Genomic DNA, 17,089 nt, shown 5'->3' on the forward strand with positions numbered 1-17,089 from the left:
GATGAAATTACGCGCGTTAGTTGTCGGCATGGGACTGCTGTGTACGTTTTCGTCATTCGCGGCCACCGAACTGCGGTACGGGCTGGAAGCGGAATACCCACCGTTTGAGAGCCGCAATGCCTCCGGCGAGCTGGAAGGGTTTGACGTTGAATTGGGGAATGCCATTTGCAAAGCCGCAGCGCTGAAATGCACCTGGGTGGAAACATCCTTTGATGCGTTGATTCCGGGACTGGTGGCGAAGAAATTTGATGCCATCAACTCGGCGATGAACATCACCGAACAGCGGCGCAAAAGTATTGATTTTACCCAACCTATCTACCGCATCCCCTCGCAGTTAGTGGGCAAGGCCGGAACCGCAGTAGAGGCGACACCTGAAGGGCTGAAGGGCAAAACCATTGGCGTGTTGCAGGGTTCCATTCAGGAAACCTATGCCAAAGAGCACTGGGAAAAGCAGGGTGTCACCGTAGTGTCGTATAAAGATCAGAATATGGCGTGGGGCGATTTGCTGAATGGCCGCATCGACGCCTCGCTGGTGATGTCCGCGGCCGGGCAGGCAGGGTTCCTGAGCAAGCCGCAGGGGAAAGGGTTTGGCTTTATCGGCAAACCGGTGTCTGACGACACCATCCTCGGCAGTGGAATCGGCTTTGGGCTGCGCAAAGGGGATGAGGCCACCAAAAAGCAGCTTGATGCCGCGATTGATAAAGTTCGTGCCGACGGCACGATCGCAAAACTCGCTGATAAGTACTTCCCGGGTATCGATGTCAGCGTAAAATAACCACCTCATTTCGCCCCGGTTGTCGATGTCGCACCGGGGCATTTTTCTTCACACTTTCCAGGCTTTCTTTACACCACTTTCGGGCCGTTCTGGTCGACAGAAAATATTTCTCACTTTGCTCATATAATCACCGGCCAACAATTGGATTCTTAACCATTTTTGTTTAGGCTGTGCGTTCTTTCTTGCCGTCATTTCGCCGAGCGCGAAACACATTCACACGACCATAAGGACGTTTTTCCAGGCATGAATCGCAGACGTTTTTTACAAGGTTCGCTGGCAATGGCAGCCCTGAGCGGCACTTCTGGCCTTGCTTCACTGTTCTCCAGAGCGGCCTATGCCGCTGACTCTGACATCGCCGATGGCCAGAGCCGTCGTTTTGACTTCTCCGTACTGCAATCCATGGCCCATGACCTGGCGAAAACCCCGTGGGGTGGTGCGCCGCGTCCGCTGCCGGAAACGCTGGCAACCATGACGCCGCAGGCCTATAACGCCATCCGGTACGATGAAAAGCAGTCCCTGTGGAACAACATTGAAGGCCGTCAGCTTGACGTGCAGTTCTTCCACATGGGGATGGGCTTCCGCCGCCGCGTGCGGATGTTCTCCCTGGACCAGTCGACCTCCCAGGCGCGTGAGATCCACTTCCGCCCGGAGCTGTTCAGCTACGGGGATACCGGGGTAGATACCAAACAGCTGGAAGGGCAGAGCGACCTCGGTTTTGCTGGCTTCCGCGCCTTCAAAGCACCTGAGCTGGCGCGTCGCGATATTGTCTCTTTCCTCGGCGCGAGCTATTTCCGTGCGGTGGATGACACTTACCAGTACGGCCTGTCGGCGCGTGGTCTGGCGGTGGACACCTTTACCGACACGCCGGAAGAGTTTCCTGATTTCACGGCCTTCTGGTTTGAAACCGTCAAACCGGGCGACACCACCTTTACCGTCTATACGCTGCTGGACAGCCCAAGCATTACCGGTGCCTATAAGTTCGTGATCCACTGCGAGAAGAGCCAGGTGATCATGGAGGTGGAAAACCATCTCTATGCGCGTAAAGACATCAAACAGCTCGGTATCGCGCCGATGACCAGTATGTTCAGCTGCGGCAATAACGAGCGCCGTATGTGCGACACCATTCATCCGCAGATCCATGACTCTGACCGTCTGGCCATGTGGCGCGGTAACGGCGAGTGGATCTGCCGTCCGCTGAACAACCCGCAGAAATTGCAGTTCAATGCCTTTGTCGATAAAAACCCGAAAGGGTTTGGTTTGCTGCAGCTTGACCGGGATTTCTCCCACTATCAGGACGTGATGGGCTGGTATAACAAACGCCCAAGCCTGTGGGTGGAGCCGCGTAACGACTGGGGTAAAGGTGCGGTTGGCCTGATGGAGATCCCGACCACGGGTGAAACGCTGGATAACGTGGTTTGCTTCTGGCAGCCGGAAAAAGCGGTCAAAGCGGGCGATGAGCTGGACTTCAAATATCGCCTGTACTGGAGTGCCATGCCGCCGGTACGTTCCCCGCTGGCCAACGTCTTCGCGACGCGTACCGGTATGGGTGGCTTCCCGGAAGGCTGGGCGCCAGGTGAACACTACCCGAAAGTGTGGGCCCGCCGCTTCGCCATCGACTTTGTCGGCGGCGATCTGAAAGCGGCCGCGCCGAAGGGGATTGAGCCGGTGATTACGCTCTCCAGCGGTGAAGCGAAGCAGGTGGAAATCCTCTACGTTGAGCCGTTTGACGGATACCGCATTCTGTTTGACTGGTACCCAACGTCCGATTCGACGGAGCCGGTGGACATGCGCCTGTTCCTGCGCTGTCAGGGCGATGCCATCAGTGAAACCTGGCTGTATCAGTATTTCCCGCCAGCGCCGGACAAACGTAATTACGTTGACGACCGGGTAATGCGTTAACGATCGATTCCCTCTCCCTTTGGGAGAGGGATCCCCACAAATAATGCCTGCACAGACGGCCCCCTCTCCCTTTGGGTGAGGGCTGGGGTGAGGGGCAATAACCGCAGCAAAATCCGAAATTATCCCGGTATCTTCCCCCTATAGCGCGCCCAGCAGAGGCGTGCGGGTGATTCGACTCTCGCCGTTAACTACTTTTTCGCCGCGCAGATGAATGCTGTCGCCGTCGAAAGCCTCAATGACGGCATCGTCGGTGATTTCAACGTGGTGCTCAATCAGTACGTCGCCGCTTATCCGCGCCCGTCCCTGAATCACGACCTTATCATCAATCATGATCGGCCCCCCGCGTAGCCACGCCTGACCGCCAATCAGCACGTGGTGCTTAATTACGCAGTTGCCTTCCACCACCGCATTCTCAGCCACCTGAGAGCTGTAGCGCACGGTAGGGATGGCATCGTCGTCGAATCCGGCAATCAGGCGCGCGTTGCCGTACACTTTTGCGCAGTCGCAGACCCAGACGTTATTGATATCGTTCCCTTCAAGAATGGCCTTGTCGAACACCTCGGCACGGTGCTCGATAAACGCATAATTGACGATGGCCTCGCCGTAGATTTGCGCCTGATGCACCACGCGCGACTGGCTGACGGTCGCGTTGTCGTAGATTTTAAGGATCTGCTCCTGGTCTGGGGTTAAGCCTTTGGCGGCGATAATCATGCTGTTATGCAGCACCCGGGCATCACCAAAAATATGGCATTCCCCCCGTACGGTGGAGTTCTGGATGGTGACGTTGTCACTTATTCGCGCCCCATGGCTCACGTTTGCCCCGTCCAGCCAGCTGTTGCCGCTAATATGGGCATGGTCGCTGACGACGCACGGCAGGGTCAGACGGGCATTACCGGAGACGGTCGCACCGGCGAAGACCACGCTGTTTTCGTCGTAGATCCAGCAGTTCCCCTCCTGAGACAAGGTGCGTTCATCCTCAATCCAGCCGCCTTTCGTCCCGGCGGCGACGTCATTAAAATCTGTCGTGGCGATAATCTGCTTTAACGTAGCCGAGTGGGGCGTTTCGCCGTTTTTCCAGTGCCAGAGCCGGGTTTCATCGCTGAGCCGATACTTTTTCATCGTGTTATCCCTGGTGAGCGTCTTCACTAAACGTAGCAAACTTTCAGCTTTGCGTTGTGCTGGCATCCGAGGCGGAAACACCTTAAAATGGCATTTCAAATACATTTTAAAATTTAAAATTAATGAATAAAAATGACGAAACCCGGCAGGTACTTAACCTGCCCGCAGGTTATTTTGGCATGGTCCTTGGCATTATCGGCATGGGGTTCGCCTGGCGATACGCCAGCACCCTCTGGCCGGTTACGCGCTGGCCGGGTGAGGGGTTGGTTGCCCTTGCGGTGGTATGTTGGTTTTTACTGACGGTGGCGTTTATTACGCGCGCGGTGCGTTTCCCGCATAGCGTGCTGGCGGAAATGCGACACCCGGTAATGAGCAGCTTTGTCAGCCTTTTTCCGGCCACCACGATGCTGGTTGCCATTGGGTTTGTCCCCTGGTACCGCCCGGTTTCGCTGGTGTTATTTGCCGTGGGCGTGGTGGTGCAGCTTGCCTATGCCGCCTGGCAAAGCGCCGGGCTATGGCGCGGTAACCATCCTCAGGAGGCGACAACGCCGGGGTTATATCTGCCTACGGTGGCAAACAATTTTATCAGCGCGATGGCGTGTGGTGCGCTGGGGTTTAACGATGCAGGGTTAGTCTTCCTCGGCGCAGGTGTCTTTTCCTGGCTCAGCCTGGAACCGGTTATTCTCCAGCGCCTTCGCAGCGCGGGTGAACTGCCCACCGCACTGCGTACGTCGCTGGGTATTCAACTGGCCCCGGCGCTGGTGGCCTGCAGCGCCTGGATTAGCGTCAACGGCGGGGAAGCCGATACCTTTGCCAAAATGCTGTTCGGTTATGGCCTGTTGCAACTGCTGTTTATGTTGCGTCTGTTGCCGTGGTATATGTCTCAGCCGTTTAACGCATCGTTCTGGAGCTTCTCGTTTGGCGTGTCGGCACTGGCAACCACCGGTCTGCATCTGGGGCACAGCAGCGCGTCAGGCTTTTTCCACGCCATTGCCGTGCCGCTCTTTATCTTCACTAACTTCATCATTGGGATGCTGTTGGTTCGTACATTCATCCTGCTGATACAGGGCAAACTTCTGGTGCGCACTGAGAAAGCACGGCTTATGCAATCTGAGGAACAATAATGGCTGTCGACGAAAACTACTTCACCGAGAAATATGGACTCACCCGTACCCATTCAGAGGTGCTGTACAGCGCAGAGATCGTTAAGCCCGGTAAAACGCTCGATCTCGGCTGCGGCAATGGCCGCAACAGCCTCTATCTGGCCGCTAACGGTTACGATGTGACGGCGTGGGATAAAAACCCCATGAGCATCGATAACATCGAACGCATTAAAGCGGCGGAAGGCATAGCGAATCTGCAGACGGCGATCAAAGACCTGAACAGCCTGAGCTTTGACGGGGAATACGATTTCATTCTCTCCACCGTGGTGCTGATGTTCCTTGAAGCGAAAACCATCCCTGGTTTGATCGCCAATATGCAGCGCTGCACGAAACCGGGCGGTTACAACCTGATTGTGGCCGCCATGGATACCGCGGATTACCCTTGTACCGTCGGCTTCCCGTTTGCATTCAAAACCGGCGAACTGAGCCACTATTACGAAGGCTGGGATCTGCTTAAGTACAACGAAGATCCCGGCGAACTGCATCGCACCGACGAGAACGGCAACCGCATCAAATTGCGCTTCGCGACCCTGCTGGCACGTAAACCCGCTTAACGGGCGGCCAGCAGACAGAGTTGCAGGGCTGTGTGGTAAGAGGCCTCGAACGACGACAGCGGCAGAAACTCAAACCGTGAGTGGAAATTGTGCGCGCCGGTGAAGAAGTTCGGGGTTAACAACCCTTTGGCTGAAAGCGCCGCGCCGTCTGTTCCGCCGCGCATCGGGGTGGGTTTGGGGGTGATCCCAAGGGATTCCATTGCCGCAAACATCAGGTCTATGGCCCGGCGATCTTCCCCAATCGCATTGCTGATATTGCTGTAGGTATCCTCAATCTGGTACTCCACCTTTGCGGTGGGGTGTCGGGCGGCAATCAGCGCCGCGACGTCGGCAATCTGCCGCTTACGGGCGGCAAAGCTTGCCTGATCGAAGTCGCGGATATTCGCTCTCAGTACGGCCTCGTTTTGCCCGGCCTGAATGCCGTTAAACCAGATATAGCCCTCACGCCCCTCGGTGCACTCCGGGGTTTGCTGGCGGTCAAAATGGTTAATGAAATCCGTCGCCATCAGCAGCGGGTTCACCAGCACGCCTTTGGCTGACATGGGGTGCGCGGTGACGCCGGTAAAACGGATTTCTGCCGCCGCCGCGTTAAAGTTTTCATAGACAATTTCGCCCAGCTCGCAGCAGTCAATCGTCCAGGCAAAATCAACGTCGAAGCGCTTCAGATCCAGCGCTTTTGCCCCCTTCAGGCCAATCTCCTCATCCGGCACAAACGCAACCACGATATCCCCATGCTGATGCGCCGACGTCAGGTTTTCCAGCAGGGTCATCACCACGGTCACGGCGGCTTTATTATCTGCGCCTAATACGCTGGTTCCATCGCTGAAAATAATCTCTTCGCCGGGATAGGCCAGAATTTCCGGGTGCTCATTGACGCGAAGCCAGATCTCTTTCTCTTTATTCAGACAGAGGTCTTCACCATTAAAGGTTAATATTTGTGGATGAATATCCGGTGATAATCCCACGTCAACGGTATCAATATGGGTAATAAATCCAATCCGCGGCGCGCCGGGCACATTGCCTTTTTTTACCGCGGTGACCGTGGCAAATTCATCGATGACAATGTCGTCTAAGCCCAGCTGTGTCAGCTCTTTCGCCAGTTCCCGCGCCATCTCATGCTGGCCCGGAGTGGAAGGGAGAGTGCTGACTTTTGCATCGCTCTGGCTGGTGATGGCGAGATAACGGAAAAAGCGTTGCGTTAATTGTCTGGAAAGCGGCGAGCCCATAGTGTTTTCTTCCTTATTTATTTTTCGGGTGTTTGCTCCCTCACTTTAATGTTATTTATGAAATGGCAAAAGAATTAATTAGCCGTCGAATTAAAAGACAGGAATAAATGATGAAAAGCAAACTCACAACGTTAACCCTGGCACTCGCTGCGCTTACGGTCAGTTCCACCGTAGCTGCGAAAACGCTGGTGTATTGCTCCGAAGGGTCTCCGGAAAATTTTAATCCTCAGTTATATACCTCGGGTACCAGCGTGGACGCCAGCGCGGTGCCGGTCTATAACCGGCTGGTCGATTTCAAACCCGGCACCACGGAGCTGGTGCCGAGCCTCGCGGAGCGCTGGGAGGTGAGCGATGACGGCAAGGTCTATACCTTCCATCTGCGCAAAGGGGTGAAATTCCAGAGCAATAAGTCCTTTACGCCAACGCGCGACTTTAATGCCGATGATGTGATTTTCTCGTTTATGCGCCAGAAGGATGCGAATCATCCTTACCATAACGTCTCTAACGGCAGCTATTCCAACTTCGAAAGCCTGGAGTTTGGCAGTTTAATCACCGCGATTGATAAAGTGGATGACCATACCGTGCGCTTTACCCTGGCGCACCCGGAAGCGCCATTTGTCGCCGATCTGGCGTGGTATTTTGCCTCCATTCTTTCGGCGGAATATGCCGACGCGATGCTCAAGGCGGGCACGCCGGAGAAGGTGGACATGGAGCCCATCGGCACCGGCCCCTTTAAACTGGCGCAATACCAGAAAGACTCCCGCATCCTGTTCACCCCCTTCCCGGACTACTGGCAGGGGAAATCGAAGCTGGATCGGCTGGTGTTTACCATTACGCCGGATGCGTCGGTCCGTTTTGCCAAAATCGAGAAAAACGAATGTCAGGTGATGCCGTTCCCGAACCCGGCCGATCTGCCGCGGATGAAGGCGAACAAGGATATCAATCTCATGAGCAAGGCGGGGCTGAATACCGGCTTCCTGGCGTTCAATACCCAGAAGCCTCCGCTGGATAATGTGAAAGTGCGCCAGGCGCTGGCGATGGCCATCAACAAACCGGCCATTATTGACGCCGTGTTCCACGGCACTGGCACGGCGGCGAAGAACCTGCTGCCGCCGGGGGTATGGGGGGCCGACAGCGAGCTGAAGGATTACGAATACGATCCCGAAAAAGCCAAAGCGCTGTTAAAAGAGGCCGGTTTTGCCAACGGTATCAGCATCGATTTATGGGCGATGCCGGTGCAGCGCCCCTATAACCCGAATGCGAAACGCATGGCGGAGATGATTCAGGCGGACTGGGCGAAGGTGGGCGTACAGACCAAAATCGTTACCTACGAATGGGGCGAGTACCTGAAGCGAGTGAAGGGCGGCGAACATCAGGCCGCGCTGATGGGCTGGACCACGGCGACCGGCGATCCGGACAACTTCTTTGGTCCGCTCTTTACCTGCACCTCGGCGAACGGCGGTTCAAACTCGGCCAAATGGTGCTACAAGCCGTTTGATGACATCATCGCCGAGGCAAAATCGATAACCGATCATGACAAACGCGTGGCGCTTTATAAGCAGGCTCAGCAGATGATGCACGATCAGATGCCCGCGGTGATGATCGCGCATTCCACGATTTTTGAACCGGTTCGTAAGGAAGTCACGGGGTACGAAATCGACCCGTTTGGCAAACATATCTTCTGGCAGGTTGATATCAAACCATGATTTTTCACTGCCCGTCGCATGGCGGGCAGACTTTTCGCAAATTGTGCTCCCGGCATCATTTTTTGTCACAACAAACCCGCCTGACTTTTGCTATAACTTCAAATGCATACTTGCAGATAACATGGAAAACCATCATGCGTACTCACACTTTTTTTAAAGTTGCAGTGCTTTCTGGTCTGTTGGCGCTGGCGGGGTGTTCATCCAAGGTCGCCGCGCCTGAACAATACTCCGGCTTTTTGAAAGATTACTCAGGCTTGCAGCAAACGACATCCGCAACGGGTAAACCAACCCTGCGTTGGGTCGATCCTTCTTATAACGAAGCAAATTACGACAGTATCATCTGGACGCCGATTACCTATTATCCGGCACCTAAACCGACCACCCAGATTGGTCAACGTACGCTTGATGAGCTGTTAAATTACACCAATAACAAAATGAAAACCGCGATTGGCCAACGCAAGCCAATTGTGACGACGCCGGGCAAACACAGCCTGATTTTCCGCGGGGCGATCACTGGGGTGAGCTCGCAGAAAGAAGGTTTGCAGTTCTATGAAGTGGTGCCTGTTGCGCTGGTGGTGGCAGGTACGCAGATGGCAACCGGCCATCGCACCATGGATACCCATCTCTATTTCGAGGGTGAGTTGATTGATGCGGCGACGAACAAACCGGTAATCAAGGTTGTTCGTAAAGGTGAAGGTAAAGAGCTGAACAACGAAAATTCACCAATGACCTTCGCGACGCTGAAGCAGGTTGTTGATGACATGGCGACGGACGCCACCATGTTTGATGTGCATAAAACAGCGAAATAATCATATACGGCCTGCAAGCGCAGGCCGTTTTTTTATGCCGTACGCAGGTGTCTGAACCAGGTTTCCGGTCTGGTAAACATCACCATATTCCCGCCCAGAATCAGCAGTAACCCGATAATGCCGTTAATGTGCCAGACGTAGCCTTCATACACCGTGGAGATGGACAGCGCCACCAGCGGGAAGAGCAGGGTACTGTAGGCCGCTTTGCCCGGACCAATGCGTCCGACCAGGGTGAAGTAGGCGCCAAAGGCAATCACCGAACCAAACAGGGCCAGATAGACCAGCGCTCCCATGTAGCTCATCGTCCATTGCGGCGCGAAGCTGTCGCCTCTGAACAGCGCGATGCAGCCCATCACCAGCGTGCCGTAGAGCATCGCCCACGCATTGGTGGTCATCGTCTCTAGCCCTCTGCGCTGATGCCGCATGCTGATCATGTTGCCCAGCGAGAAGCCGTAGGTCCCGAGTGCGGAAAGGCCAATGCCCGTCAGCAGCGATACGCTCCAGCCGCTGGCCAGCAGATCGTCCCAGAAGAGGGTGATGATCCCCACCAGACCCAGGGCGGCGGCTGTCCAGAAACGCGCGGGTGGACGCTGTCCGAAGAAAATAAAACTGTTGATGGCGTTATAGAGCACCGCCATGGAAAATATCACCGACTCCAGGCCAGTGTTAATATGCGCCGCTGCTGTGTAAAAGCACCAGAAGTTGAAGCAAAACACGCAGCATCCTTGCAGCACGCAGAACAGATGATCCCGCAGCGCCAGTTTACGCAGGCGACCAAGCGCCAGGAGCACCACAATCATCGTGGCGCTGGCCAGCGCAAAACGCCAGAAAATGGACACCGGGGCCGCCACAGAACCCTGCTGCAGGAAAATTGCAATCCAGGTGGTTCCCCAGATAACCACCACCAGTCCGTATAACAATGCGTTCATGTTGTCTCTCTTCTCAAACCACGGAAACCCACAGTATGGCGACGAGGGCGTTGACAGGCTTTCACCGTCCTGCGGCGGACTTGCAAAATCTTGCGCTTTTTTCTGTTCCGGGGTCTGGCAACGTGAAGCAACAATTCTTAGACTGACATTCTGATTCACAGACGCGCTAACGGTTATGTCACACGCTTACGATACCTTTGAAACGCTACGCCAACAGAACGCCGTGCTGCGGGAAACCGTTGCGCTTAATTCCGGTATCCAGCTGGCGGCGTGGTACAACAAGCGCGACACGATCACCGTAAAAAGCAATCATCACACCCTGAGCCTGTACGTGGCGGACGGTTATGAGAGCTATCAAAAAACGCCGGGCGGCTGGAAAAACGGCGGCGGGCCGGATCGTTTTTGTCTGATGCCGAAAGAGAGTGAATCGACGTGGGATATTCGCGATGACCTGTCGTTTGTCCACCTCTACTGCACCGATGACCATCTGCGCGATGTGGGTGAAAAAATCTGGGACAAACGCCCGCTGTCGTTGACGCTGGATGAAAAAATCTTTGGCAGCGATGCAAAAATCACTGCGCTCTATCGTCAGTTTTTGCTCGGCTGTGACTGGCAGCAAAAAGCCAACCAGCTGACGCTCAGCACGGCCTCGACGCTGCTGCTGACCCATCTGCTGCAGAACTATTCGAATGTGCAGTGGAAACTGCCGGTGGTCACCGGCGGGCTATCGCCGTTTGTACTGCGCAACGTGCTGGCCTTTATCGAAGAGAACCTTGCTCAACCGCTCACGCTGGCTGAACTGGCGGCGCAGGCCGCGCTCAGTGAGTACCATTTTGCCCGCATGTTCCGTCAGTCGACGGGGCTGGCACCGCACCAGTACGTGATGCAGCGCCGCATGGAGAAAGCCAAAACGCTGGTGCAGCATACGGCGACGCCGCTGACGGATATTGCACTCGCCTGTGGATTTAACTCTGCCAGCCACTTCAGCAACCGCTTTCGCAGCGTGATGGGGATGACGCCTTCACAGCTACGCGCGGCGAAAGCGTGATAAAACGGCGAAGCACACGCCTCCCAGCACCAGCCCCCAGAATGCAGAGCCAATCCCGAGCAGCGTCACGCCGCTGGCGGTCATCAAAAACGTGACAATCGCCGCGTCACGCTCCGTTTCGTTATGCAATGCCTGATACAAACTCCCGCTGATGGTGCCCAGCAGCGCCAGGCCTGCCAGCGTCTGGATCCAGCTCGGCGGCAGGGCCGCCATCAGCCCGGTAAGGGATCCCCCGAATACGCCCGCCAGCAGATAAAAACCGCCTGCCGCCATCGCTGCCAGCCAGCGTTTACTGGCATCCGGATGCGCATCCGGGCTCTGGCAAATGGCTGCGGTAATGGCTGCAATGCAGATGGAGTAGACGCCGAAGGGCGAAAGCAGCAGCGCCAGCCCGCCGGTCGCGATCATCAGTGGAGATACCGCCAGTGGATAGCCCGACGCTTTCATCGTGGCGACACCGGGCGCATTTTGCGACGCCATGGTCACGAGGAAAAAGGGCAAGCCGATACTGACCAGGCTGGTGAGGTTAAACGCAGGTGCAATGAACTGGGGCATGACGAGGGAAAGGGTGAGTCGGTTTGTGACAACGTCACCGCCCGCCCAGGCCACCACGCTCCCTGTTATCAGAGTCGCCACAATGGCGTAGCGTGGCGCCAGCGCTTTGGCGACCAGCCATGCCGCAATCATGCTGCCGCACAGCAGAAAATGGCCGTCGAGGTGACTGAACGTCTGCAGGCCAAAGCGCAGCAATACGCCTGCCAGCATCGCGGCGGCAAGCGAATGGGGAATGAGTTTCATCAGGCGGGCGAAGAGTCCGGTCAGGCCGCACAGTAAGATCAGCCCATTGGCGAAAATGAAAATGCCGATGGTTTCTGCAAGCGTTATCCCGTGCAGACTGGTAGCCAGCAGCGCCGCGCCGGGGGTTGACCAGGCGGTGAGCACCGGGGCTTTATACCACCATGACAGGGCGAGCGTGCTGATCCCCATGCCGAACCCCAGTGCGGTCATCCAGCCGGCGATCTGCTGTGCGCTGGCACCTGCGGCAGCAGCAGCCTGCCAGATGATGGCGGCCGAGCTGGCATAACCGACCAGAACGGCAACAAATCCGGCAAGAATGGCGGGAAAAAGAGGGGCTGACTGGCGCATAATATCTCCGTTGTGCGTTATAACGTCCGCAATAAGGTAGCACTGTGCGTTATAGCGTACAAGTGGTATGCTTACCCCCTCGGGAGGAAACATGGAAATCACACAACATCTTGCTACAACACTCAAGACGCAGCGCCAGGCGCGCGGCTGGAGCCTGTCAAAGCTGGCAGAAGAGACGGGGGTGTCAAAAGCCATGCTGGGACAGATCGAGCGTAATGAATCCAGCCCAACGGTGTCGACGCTGTGGAAAATTGCCACGGGGCTAAACGTCCCGTTCTCGGCGTTTATCACGCCGGAGGCAGACCGGCAGGCGGTGTTCGACCCGCAGCAGCAGGCGATGGTGGTGAAGCCGCTGTTCCCGTGGGATGAGACGCTGAAGTTCGATCATTTCTCCATCATCCTGGCGCCCGGTGCACTGAGTGAATCCACGCCGCACGAGGCGGGGGTGATTGAACACGTGGTGGTGATAAGCGGTGAACTGGAGATGAAAATTGACGGCGAATGGCGAACCCTTTACCCCGATCAGGGCGTGCGTTTTGCCGGGGATAAACCGCATGCCTACCGCAACAGCAGCAGCCGACCGGTGCATTTTCACTCCCTGATTCATTATCCCCGCTAAAGGCTCGCAAAACTGTTTCGCTGATGCATACTTCTGACTACAATAGCCGCCATTTTGACCATAACGGATAACGACGAAGTATGCGCCTGCAATCCCATCATCTTGAACTATTAAGCCCGGCCCGCGATGCCGCCATCGCCCGTGAAGCGATCCTTCATGGGGCTGATGCCGTCTACATTGGCGGTCCTGGCTTCGGTGCCCGCCATAACGCCAGCAACAGCCTGAGCGATATTGCCGAGCTGGTGCCGTTCGCCCACCGTTTTGGGGCGAAAGTGTTCGTGACCCTGAACACCATTCTGCATGATGATGAACTGGAGCCTGCGCAACGTCTGATCACCGATCTCTACCAGACCGGCGTGGATGCCCTGATTGTTCAGGACATGGGCGTACTGGAGCTGGATATTCCGCCAATTGAACTGCACGCCAGTACCCAGTGCGATATTCGCACCGTCGAGAAGGCGAAGTTTCTCTCCGATGCGGGCTTTTCCCAGATCGTGCTGGCGCGCGAGCTGAACCTGAATCAAATCCGCGATATTCACCAGGCGACGGATGCCACCATTGAGTTCTTTATCCACGGTGCGCTGTGCGTGGCGTATTCCGGGCAGTGCAATATCTCCCACGCGCAGACTGGCCGCAGCGCCAACCGCGGTGACTGCTCTCAGGCATGCCGTCTGCCGTATACCCTGAAAGACGATCAGGGCCGCGTGGTCGCGTTCGAAAAACACCTGCTGTCCATGAAGGACAACGATCAAACCGCCAACCTGGGCGCGCTGATTGATGCCGGTGTGCGTTCCTTCAAGATTGAAGGGCGCTACAAAGACATGAGCTACGTGAAGAACATTACCGCCCATTATCGTCAGATGCTGGACGCCATTATTGAAGATCGCGGTGACCTGGCGCGCGCGTCTGCCGGTCGCACCGAGCATTTCTTTATTCCGTCGACGGATAAAACCTTCCACCGCGGCAGCACGGACTACTTCGTCAATGCCCGTAAAGGCGATATTGGCGCGTTTGATTCACCGAAGTTTATCGGTTTACCGGTGGGTGAAGTGCTGAAGGTCGCCAAAGATTATCTCGACGTGTCGGTAACCGAACCGCTGGCGAACGGGGATGGTCTGAACGTGATGATCAAACGTGAAGTCGTGGGCTTCCGTGCTAATACGGTGGAAAAGACTGGTGAAAACCGCTATCGCGTCTGGCCAAACGAGATGCCTGCCGATCTCTATAAAGCACGTCCTAACGCCGCGCTGAACCGTAACCTTGACCACAACTGGCAGCAGGCGCTGCTGAAAACCTCCAGCGAGCGTCGCATTGCGGTGGATATCGAGTTAGGTGGCTGGGAAGAGCAGTTGATCCTGACCATGACCTGTGAAGACGGCATCAGCGTCACGCATACTCTCGACGGTCTGTTTGAGGTGGCGAACAATGCAGAAAAAGCCCTCAACAGCCTGAAGGATGGCGTGGCGAAGCTGGGACAGACCATTTACTATGCGCGCAACATTGCGGTAAATCTGCCGGATGCGCTGTTCGTGCCAAATAGTCTGCTGAACCAGTTCCGCCGGGAAACGGCAGAGATGCTGGATGACGCGCGACTGGCGAATTATCCCCGCGGCAGCCGTAAGGCGGAAACCGTGCCAGCGCCCGTTTACCCCGAGTCTCATTTATCGTTCCTGGCGAACGTGTATAACCATAAAGCGCGCGAGTTTTATCATCGCCACGGCGTGCAGTTAATTGATGCTGCCTATGAGGCGCACGAAGAGAAGGGTGATGTGCCGGTGATGATCACCAAACATTGTCTGCGTTTTGCCTTTAATCTTTGCCCGAAACAGGCGAAAGGCAATATTAAGAGCTGGAAAGCTACGCCAATGCAGCTGGTGAATGGCGACGAGGTGCTGACCCTCAAATTTGATTGTCGTCCGTGTGAAATGCACGTTATTGGTAAAATGAAAAACCATATTTTCAAAATGCCGCCACCGGGCAGTATTGTTGCCTCCGTGAGCCCCGACGAACTGATGAAAACCCTGCCGAAACGTAAGGGTAATTAATTAACGAAAGTGAGTACCCGGTTTGCGCGATTTTTGCCACAGGTGATGTTCGCGCAAACCCTCCGCTGATTTCTCCGCTGCGCTGCGTAATTCATCACTGTCTGCCTCGTGCCGGAGTTGATGATCGACATTCTTAACCCACAAATATTCATGGCCTTTGTGTCCTGCCATCAGTTGGCCGGAAAACAGGGCGCAGACCAGCATCATAAGCGTTAACCCCTTTTTGAACATGGACTTCCCCTTCAATAAAAATGCCACGCTAGCATGAACGTAGTTTCGTAGGGTTATTATTGGCATTTTCAAATTAGCGCAAAGAATATGTCATGTTGCGCGAACAGGATATATTTTGCGCGTAGTGAGATTTTTCCTAAAAAAGAATTATCTTTGTCATACCCTAAAATTTGGTATCAAAATATGGCAGAGGTTTAAGGATTAATCTTATATAATAAGATTTCTCTGACAAAGGAATGGATCTGATTCAATGAAAAAAGTCATGTCAATAGCGCTTCTGGTGGTTGCCGTTGGGGCTGTTGTAGGTATGAACGTTAACTGGAGTGGCGAACCGGATTATATTCAGTCAGCGGAAGCTCGGGTCGGTTCTTATTTAACCAGCGACTACGGACGCGTGGCGTGTAATAGCAAGCAAATTGATGACGAGCGTTGGGAATTAGGGTGTACCAATCCGTCGAAAAGTAAAACATTCCAGTTTGCTGTTTTCTCAGCAGATAAAGCACCGTATGGCGTCTCGCGTCCATTCTATCTGGAAGCGATTAACGATGATGCAAAACAGAGCGCGGAACAGGGCCTGATGCGCTACCTGCAAATTAATACCAAAGCGGGTTAATGGCTCTGTTTAGCTTTTGTTGAGTTCAGGCATGTTAGGTTGTTATTGATCCGCTGCCCGGCATGGAGTGTCGGGACGTAGACATGAAAATACAAATCTATCCATGCAAGCATTTACCGCCAGATTATGGCGGTTTTTTTTTGCCTGCGAACCGGCCATCAGCGTGGCGGGCGGGCAAACTGTTTACGGTACTGGGCAGGGGAAAGCGCGAACTGCTGGCGGAAATGGTGACGCAGGGTCGCTGCCTGTCCAAATCCGGTTTGTTCAGCAATGCTGTCGATGCTGAGACGGCTGCTCTCCAGATAATCTTTTGCCCGCAGGAGTCGTTCATTAAGCAGCCAGCGCGCAGGCGTGGTGCCTGTGGCAGCCTGAAAGCGGCGCAGAAAGGTGCGCTGGCTCATGCCGACGCGACGCGCCAGCGAATCCACGCTGTGAGAAATGCTCAGGTGGTTGTGCAGGAAGTCGAACAACTGTCCCAGACGCTGGCTCTCCCGCAGCTGTGCCACCGGGCGACTCAGCTGCTGCGGCTGGGAGCCATCCCGGTGGGGAGGGATCACCAGACGGCGCGCGACGCTGTTGGCGGTTTCCATACCGTAATCCCGTCGCACCACGTGCAAACAGAGATCGATGCCTGCCGCGCTTCCTGCAGAGGTCAGAATATCGCCTTCATCCTGATACAACACATCCTCGACCACGCCGATCGCCGGATAACGGGCTTTCAGCGCCTCAATATAGCGCCAGTGGGTGGTGGCTTTACGCCCGTTCAGCAAACCCGACGCGGCCAGAACAAACACCCCGGAACAGATAGAAAGCAGCTGGCAACCGCGCGCATTGGCCCGGCGTAAGGCCTCGCAGAGCGCCGCGGGAACAGGCGCATCCATCCCTCGCCAGCCCGGCACAACGATCAGGTCTGCCGACTCCAGCAGATCAAGCCCCCCGTCGGTCAGGATGCGGATCCCACCGGTTGCCCGAAGCTCACCGTCATCAATGCCCGCCACCGCAAAACGATACCATTCGTCGCCCAGCTCGGGACGTGGCAAACCGAAGATTTCCACCGCCACGCCAAATTCAAAGGTACACAAACCGTCATAGGCCAGTACCACCACCTGCGGGCGGGAAACCTGTCTTAAGTTTGTCATCTTTTTGCTGTTTTCTGGCATAAGCGGACGCATTCACGTGATCAATTTCTGGATAGAGTAGTGTTAAC

16 protein-coding genes are annotated in these 17,089 nt (G+C 55.4%); 10 read left to right on the forward strand and 6 right to left on the reverse strand.

The window, feature by feature from the left end; translation table 11 throughout:
• Window position 1: 1 nt before the first annotated feature.
• Window positions 2-775, forward strand: coding sequence for an ABC transporter substrate-binding protein (locus ACQG19_RS12320; protein ID WP_014831878.1), 774 nt, complete (start codon window positions 2-4; stop codon window positions 773-775).
• A 243-nt stretch (window positions 776-1,018) separates the two neighbouring features.
• Window positions 1,019-2,674, forward strand: a complete 1,656-nt coding sequence (locus ACQG19_RS12325) for a glucan biosynthesis protein D (RefSeq protein WP_013096654.1) — start codon at window positions 1,019-1,021, stop codon at window positions 2,672-2,674.
• Window positions 2,675-2,812: 138 nt separating this feature from the next.
• Here the strand turns inward: ACQG19_RS12325 and ydcK are convergent, their stop codons facing one another.
• Window positions 2,813-3,793: a YdcK family protein gene (gene ydcK / locus ACQG19_RS12330; RefSeq protein ID WP_246931803.1), complete on the reverse strand. Its 981-nt coding sequence runs from the start codon at window positions 3,791-3,793 to the stop codon at window positions 2,813-2,815.
• A gap of 122 nt (window positions 3,794-3,915) precedes the next feature.
• On the opposite strand from ydcK, the gene tehA reads away from it, so the two are divergent.
• Entirely contained in the window at window positions 3,916-4,917 is a 1,002-nt protein-coding gene (gene tehA / locus ACQG19_RS12335) for a dicarboxylate transporter/tellurite-resistance protein TehA (protein WP_246931801.1), read from the forward strand.
• On the forward strand, window positions 4,917-5,510 hold the full coding sequence (tehB, locus tag ACQG19_RS12340; protein ID WP_013096650.1) for a tellurite resistance methyltransferase TehB: 594 nt from the start codon (window positions 4,917-4,919) through the stop codon (window positions 5,508-5,510). The genes tehA and tehB overlap by 1 nt, the downstream gene beginning before the upstream one ends.
• Here tehB and pepT read toward each other — a convergent pair.
• On the reverse strand, window positions 5,507-6,736 hold the full coding sequence (pepT, locus tag ACQG19_RS12345; protein ID WP_062934437.1) for a peptidase T: 1,230 nt from the start codon (window positions 6,734-6,736) through the stop codon (window positions 5,507-5,509). The two genes, tehB and pepT, sit on opposite strands and share 4 nt — an antisense overlap.
• A gap of 110 nt (window positions 6,737-6,846) precedes the next feature.
• On the opposite strand from pepT, the gene ACQG19_RS12350 reads away from it, so the two are divergent.
• A complete protein-coding gene (locus ACQG19_RS12350) occupies window positions 6,847-8,442 on the forward strand; it encodes an ABC transporter substrate-binding protein (RefSeq protein WP_246931910.1) in 1,596 nt (531 codons plus the stop codon).
• 134 nt (window positions 8,443-8,576) lie between these two features.
• Window positions 8,577-9,251 (forward strand): DUF3313 domain-containing protein, encoded by a 675-nt coding sequence (locus ACQG19_RS12355; protein WP_129251665.1) that lies wholly within the window; start codon window positions 8,577-8,579, stop codon window positions 9,249-9,251.
• A 32-nt stretch (window positions 9,252-9,283) separates the two neighbouring features.
• On the opposite strand, the gene ACQG19_RS12360 is transcribed toward ACQG19_RS12355, so the two are convergent.
• Window positions 9,284-10,180 carry a DMT family transporter gene (locus tag ACQG19_RS12360; protein ID WP_246931799.1) on the reverse strand — a complete coding sequence of 299 codons (897 nt, stop codon included), beginning with the start codon at window positions 10,178-10,180 and terminating at the stop codon, window positions 9,284-9,286.
• Between the two features lie 175 nt (window positions 10,181-10,355).
• Here ACQG19_RS12360 and ACQG19_RS12365 point away from each other — a divergent pair, with 175 nt between their 5' ends.
• Entirely contained in the window at window positions 10,356-11,228 is an 873-nt protein-coding gene (locus tag ACQG19_RS12365) for a helix-turn-helix domain-containing protein (protein WP_013096645.1), read from the forward strand.
• Here ACQG19_RS12365 and ACQG19_RS12370 read toward each other — a convergent pair.
• The gene (locus ACQG19_RS12370) at window positions 11,208-12,569 is read right to left on the reverse strand and encodes a benzoate/H(+) symporter BenE family transporter (RefSeq protein ID WP_308937182.1); all 1,362 of its coding nucleotides are present in this window, start codon (window positions 12,567-12,569) and stop codon (window positions 11,208-11,210) included. The genes ACQG19_RS12365 and ACQG19_RS12370 overlap by 21 nt on opposite strands.
• On the opposite strand from ACQG19_RS12370, the gene ACQG19_RS12375 reads away from it, so the two are divergent.
• Window positions 12,466-12,993 (forward strand): helix-turn-helix domain-containing protein, encoded by a 528-nt coding sequence (locus ACQG19_RS12375; protein ID WP_013096643.1) that lies wholly within the window; start codon window positions 12,466-12,468, stop codon window positions 12,991-12,993. The two genes, ACQG19_RS12370 and ACQG19_RS12375, sit on opposite strands and share 104 nt — an antisense overlap.
• Window positions 12,994-13,073: 80 nt before the next feature.
• The gene (locus ACQG19_RS12380) at window positions 13,074-15,038 is read left to right on the forward strand and encodes a peptidase U32 family protein (protein WP_038419401.1); all 1,965 of its coding nucleotides are present in this window, start codon (window positions 13,074-13,076) and stop codon (window positions 15,036-15,038) included.
• On the opposite strand, the gene ACQG19_RS12385 is transcribed toward ACQG19_RS12380, so the two are convergent.
• Window positions 15,039-15,269 (reverse strand): DUF2554 family protein, encoded by a 231-nt coding sequence (locus tag ACQG19_RS12385; protein ID WP_095907808.1) that lies wholly within the window; start codon window positions 15,267-15,269, stop codon window positions 15,039-15,041.
• A 250-nt stretch (window positions 15,270-15,519) separates the two neighbouring features.
• Between ACQG19_RS12385 and ACQG19_RS12390 the strand changes: the two genes are divergently transcribed.
• Entirely contained in the window at window positions 15,520-15,882 is a 363-nt protein-coding gene (locus tag ACQG19_RS12390; protein ID WP_023619540.1) for a hypothetical protein, read from the forward strand.
• 158 nt (window positions 15,883-16,040) lie between these two features.
• On the opposite strand, the gene ftrA is transcribed toward ACQG19_RS12390, so the two are convergent.
• Complete coding sequence (gene ftrA / locus ACQG19_RS12395; RefSeq protein ID WP_047024898.1) at window positions 16,041-17,042, reverse strand: transcriptional regulator FtrA; 1,002 nt, start codon at window positions 17,040-17,042, stop codon at window positions 16,041-16,043.
• Between the last annotated feature and the right edge of the window lie 47 nt (window positions 17,043-17,089).

Origin of the sequence: Enterobacter cloacae complex sp. 277I4, from assembly GCF_050031465.1 — a bacterium.
Taxonomy (GTDB): Bacteria; Pseudomonadota; Gammaproteobacteria; order Enterobacterales; family Enterobacteriaceae; genus Enterobacter; species Enterobacter cloacae.